This window comes from Stenotrophomonas sp., assembly GCF_031995405.1.
Taxonomy (GTDB): domain Bacteria; phylum Pseudomonadota; class Gammaproteobacteria; order Xanthomonadales; family Xanthomonadaceae; genus Stenotrophomonas.
This window is the reverse complement of the sequence record NZ_DAMAGC010000194.1, coordinates 1-4,197: the sequence shown is the minus strand read 5'-3', so window position 1 is coordinate 4,197 and position 4,197 is coordinate 1. Positions and strand designations below refer to the sequence as shown.

Genomic DNA, 4,197 nt, shown 5'->3' with positions numbered 1-4,197 from the left:
CAACCACGACGGTCGTGGCGTGATCGGCATCCATGCCGCCGACCAGCTGGTGCTCAAGCCCAAACTGTATTCGACCTTCCTGCTGTGGCTGCTTTCAGAACTGTTCGAAACGCTGCCGGAAGTGGGCGACCTGGACAAGCCCAAGCTGGTCTTCATCTTCGACGAGGCGCACCTGCTGTTCGACGATGCCCCGGCCGCGTTGGTGCAGCGCATCGAGCAGGTAGTGCGGCTGATCCGCTCCAAGGGCGTGGGCGTGTACTTCTGCTCGCAGTTCCCCGACGACGTGCCGGCCAACATCCTCGGCCAGCTCGGCAACCGCGTGCAGCATGCGCTGCGTGCGTTCACCCCGCGCGACCAGAAGGCAGTGAGGACCGCAGCGGAAACCTTCGTGCCCAATCCCAAGCTCGATGTCGCCGCCGTGCTGGCCAAGCTGGGCACCGGCGAGGCGCTGGTGTCCACGCTGCAGGACAAGGGCATTCCCTCGCCCGTGCAGCAGACCCAGATCGCGCCGCCGCGCTGCCGGATGGGCGCCATCACCGAGGCCGAACGCGCGCAGGTGCGCGCCGGCAGCCCGGTCGGCACCCGCTACGACACCGCGATCAACCGCGAATCGGCCGCCGAACTGCTGGCCCAGCGCGCGCAGAAGGCGGTCGCACAGGCCGATGCCCCGGCCGCACGCACGCGTCAGCAGGACGAGGCGCAGGAAGGCGGCTTCGGCCAGTCGATCAAGGATGCGATCTTCGGGACCAAGCGCCGCCAGGGCATGATCGAGACCATGGCCAAGCAGACCACGCGCACCGTGGGCACCCGGCTGGGCAACCAGATCGTGCGTGGCCTGCTCGGCGGCATTTTCGGCGGCAAACGTTGATACTGCGTGTCGCGCCGTCGGGTGCGGCACCTTACCCAGAGCACAGACAGACCTGATGTCGCGTTGGCGTCCCCCTGCGGAAAAGAGTACGGCCCTGATCACCGCACAGGGCCACCAGCGGCTGAAAGTCGAACTGGACGACCTGTGGCGCGTGCGCCGCCCGGACGTGGTCAAGGCGCTGGCCGCCGCCGCGGCCGAAGGCGACCGCTCGGAGAACGCCGAATACACCTACCGCAAGAAGCAGCTGGGCGAAATCGACCGACGCGTGCGCTACCTGACCAAGCGCCTGGACGCGCTGCGCATCGTCGACCAGCCGCCGACCGACCCGCAGGCGGTGTTCTTCGGGGCATGGGTGGAACTGGAGAATGTGGACAGCGGCGATGTGAGCCGCTATCGCATCGTAGGTCCGGACGAGACCGACGCGCCGACGGGGTTGATCAGCATCGACTCGCCGCTGGCGCGTGCGTTGTTGAAGAAGCGCGTGGATGATGAGTTCGAGGTGGAGCTGCCAAGCGGCCGCCACGGTTTTGCGATCCTGGCGGTGGAGTACCCCGGCGGCGAAGGCCGGTAGAGACGGCGATCATTGCCGCGCTGCGCGCTGCGCGCGGCCAGCCGGGCATGGGCCGGTTCTACCCGGTTGACGGCGCGGGGTAGTTCCTTCCCTCGCGCGCGGGGCGGAAATACCCGGCCTGCTGGTAAAACACGGCGTCCTGGCCTGCATGCCAGCCGGGGATGCCCATCAGCGGGAGCGGCCGCAGCGCCAGCGGATCGTTGAGGAGGCGTCCGCGCTCGATCAGGGCCGCCACCTGCGCGACAGCACGCGCGTCCTCATCGCCCTGCACCACCACGCATTTGCCCACCAGCAGCCGCCCGGGCAACAGTGCCTGTTCCATCAACGCATGGCCGATCACGGCCGCCACCGCGATGTCGCCCTCGCGCCATGCGTCTGCCCCATCGACGAACAGCGCCGACCAGTCATGCCGGTCCCACGCCTGCAGCACCGCTGGATCACGCACCCGCACGATCACGCCGGTCTCGTCGAACTGGGTCAGGGCCGCCTGCGCGCGGTTGCGCTGTCCGGAAGGCATCGCCGCGATGTGGCGGCACTGCTGCTGGTTGAGGGCCTGCTTGATGGCCGGGTAGCGCGCCCAGACCAGGGCGTTGAACAGGTCGTGCCAGTTGTCCGCACGCGTGGCGATCTGCCCGCGCTCGGCAATGCGCGTTTCGTAATGCAGCCCGTCGGCCAGCAGGGCCGCGTCCTGCGCGACCAGTTGCCGATGCGGCAGGGCAAGGCGGGCATCGAGCATCGGGATGCTCGGCCAGTCGGGCGCCGTCAGCAGATCCTGGTCCTCGCGCAGCGCCGCGTAGAGGGGCTGCGCGAAGCACATCGCGTCCACCGCACCACGCGGCGGCGCGACGAAGCGGCGACGACCGCCGGTAGCGGCGGACGCCGCAGCGGTCACAGCACCTGCAGGTCGAACGGCTTGCGCGTGGCGGCGGCGATGATCGCGTCGCCAAACAGATCGTGGTCGTCGCTCTCGGTGATCTCGACATCGACGAACTGACCCACGCGCAGCCTGGCTTCCTCGGCGTTCTGGATATGCACCAGCCCGTCGATTTCCGGCGCGTCGGCCCTGGAACGGGCGACGGCGATGCCGTCTTCGATCGCATCGACCAGACACTGCTGCACGCTGCCGATCTTGGATTCCAGGCGCGCGGCGGAGATCTCCGCCTGGCGTTCCATGAAGCGGGCCAGGCGCTCCTGCTTCACTTCCTCCGGCACCGCACCAGGCAGATCGTTGGCGGTGGCGCCGGTCACCGGCGAGTAGGCGAACGCGCCGACGCGGTCCAGCTGCGCCTCGTCCAGGAACGACAGCAGTTCCTCGAACTCGGCGTCGGTCTCGCCGGGGAAACCGACGATGAAGGTCGAGCGCACGGTGATGTCCGGGCACAACTGGCGCCAGCGCTGCACGCGCTCGAGGGTCTTGTCGACCGCACCCGGGCGTTTCATCAGCTTGAGGATGCGCGGGCTGGCGTGCTGGAACGGGATGTCCAGGTACGGCAGGATGCGGTTCTCGGCCATCAGCGGGACGATCTCGTCCACGTGCGGGTACGGGTAGACGTAATGCATGCGGGTCCAGGCATCCAGTTCGGACAGGCCTTCGCACAACGCCTTGAGCCGGGTCTGGTAGGCCTTGTCGCGCCACATGCGCTCGGCGTATTTCACATCCACGCCGTAGGCCGAGGTGTCCTGCGAGACCACCAGCAGTTCCTTCACGCCACCGCGCACCAGGCGCTCGGCTTCACGCAGCACCTCATCGACCGGGCGCGAGACCAGCTTGCCGCGCATCGAGGGAATGATGCAGAAGCTGCACTTGTGGTTGCAGCCTTCGGAAATCTTCAGGTACGCGTAATGGCGCGGGGTCAGCTTGATGCCGTAGTCGGGCACCAGGTCCACGAACGGATCATGCTTGGGCGGCAGCGCGGCGTGCACGGCCTCCATCACGCTCAGGTAGTCCTGCGGCCCGGACACGGCCAGCACGTTCGGGTAGGCCTCGCGGATCTGCTCCGGGCGCTTGCCCAGGCAGCCGGTGACGATCACCTTGCCGTTGGCGTTCATCGCCTCGCCGATCGCATCCAGCGACTCGGTCACGGCCGAATCGATGAAGCCGCAGGTGTTGACCACCACCACGTCGGCCGAATCGTAGGAAGGCACGATGTCATAGCCCTCGGACCGCAGCTGGGTGAGGATGCGCTCGGAATCGACGAGGGCCTTCGGGCAGCCAAGGCTGACGAAGCCGACTTTGGGGTTCAGCTGGGACATGGAATCGCGGGACTCTGGGGGCCTGGGCCCATGCCGGAATGGCGTGGGGACCTGGGGCCGGAAACGGCGGCAAGTATACCGGCGTTGCGGCCTGTGCCCTGAATCGCGTGCGGTCGATGCCGCCAGATCCGGCACCGCCCCTGACATCACGCTAACCGGCTGCCGCCGGATAATGAACGCCTGAACCAACAGGAGTCACGCATCATGGGTGAGTGGGTCACGCTCGATACGCATCACGGTCCGGTCCGCGCCTGGCAGGCCACCCCGGCGGGCAAGCCCCGCGCCGGGCTGGTGGTCATCCAGGAGATTTTCGGGGTCAACCCGCACGTGCGCGAGGTCGCCGAAGGCTTTGCCGCCGCAGGCTATGCGGTGCTGGCGCCGTCGTTCTTCGATCTCATCGACGGCGTGGAATCCGATCCGGACGCCCTGCCCTACGATCCGGGGGGGGTGGAGCAGGGGCTGGAGCGGGTCAATGCGCTGGGGGTGGAGAAGGCGCTGGAGATCG

Annotated in this window: 5 protein-coding genes; 3 read left to right on the top strand and 2 right to left on the bottom strand. The window is 67.9% G+C overall.

Features of this window, described 5'->3' with window-relative positions; translation table 11 throughout:
• Together RTO53_RS19595 and greB are read left to right on the top strand one after the other, a co-directional pair.
• The coding region (locus tag RTO53_RS19595) for a helicase HerA-like domain-containing protein (RefSeq protein ID WP_312239335.1) at nucleotides 1–868 on the top strand (868 nt) is incomplete at its 5' end.
• Nucleotides 869–923: 55 nt separating this feature from the next.
• Nucleotides 924–1,439 carry a transcription elongation factor GreB gene (gene greB, locus RTO53_RS19590; protein WP_312239334.1) on the top strand — a complete coding sequence of 172 codons (516 nt, stop codon included), beginning with the start codon at nucleotides 924–926 and terminating at the stop codon, nucleotides 1,437–1,439.
• A gap of 58 nt (nucleotides 1,440–1,497) precedes the next feature.
• Here greB and RTO53_RS19585 read toward each other — a convergent pair whose 3' ends face one another.
• Both RTO53_RS19585 and rimO read right to left on the bottom strand, forming a co-directional pair.
• The gene (locus tag RTO53_RS19585) at nucleotides 1,498–2,331 is read right to left on the bottom strand and encodes a DUF3025 domain-containing protein (protein ID WP_312239333.1); all 834 of its coding nucleotides are present in this window, start codon (nucleotides 2,329–2,331) and stop codon (nucleotides 1,498–1,500) included.
• Nucleotides 2,328–3,692, bottom strand: a complete 1,365-nt coding sequence (gene rimO, locus RTO53_RS19580; RefSeq protein ID WP_312239332.1) for a 30S ribosomal protein S12 methylthiotransferase RimO — start codon at nucleotides 3,690–3,692, stop codon at nucleotides 2,328–2,330. Before rimO ends, RTO53_RS19585 begins: the two co-directional genes overlap by 4 nt.
• Nucleotides 3,693–3,896: 204 nt before the next feature.
• On the opposite strand from rimO, the gene RTO53_RS19575 reads away from it, so the two are divergent.
• On the top strand, nucleotides 3,897–4,197 hold a 301-nt coding region (locus RTO53_RS19575), incomplete at its 3' end, for a dienelactone hydrolase family protein (RefSeq protein ID WP_312239331.1).